This is a genomic window from Providencia sp. UF-183 (assembly GCF_058246155.1).
In genome coordinates, this window is sequence record NZ_JBSICD010000090.1 from 1 (window position 1) to 277 (window position 277).

Annotated in this window: 1 protein-coding gene; it reads right to left on the reverse strand. The window is 67.5% G+C overall.

The window, feature by feature from the left end:
* The coding region (locus tag AC4IFT_RS22480; protein ID WP_490752950.1) for a dihydroxy-acid dehydratase domain-containing protein at window positions 1-277 on the reverse strand (277 nt) is incomplete at both ends.

A 277-nucleotide genomic window follows, 5' to 3' on the forward strand; every position in this document is an offset into this window, starting at 1 on the left:
GTGTTGGCGGTGCCGTAGAAGGTGCAGGTGCCGATGCCGTGATAAGAGGCCGCCTCGGCCTCCAGCAGCGCCAAACGGTCGGCCTTGCCCTCGGCGTACAGCTGGCGCACGCGCACTTTTTCCTTGTTCGGCAGGCCGCTGCTCATCGGGCCGGCCGGCACGAACAGCGCGGGCAGGTGGCCGAAGGAGAGGGCGGCCATCACCAGCCCCGGCACGATCTTGTCGCAGATGCCGAGGAACAGCGCGCCGTCGAACATATTGTGCGACAGGCCAACGG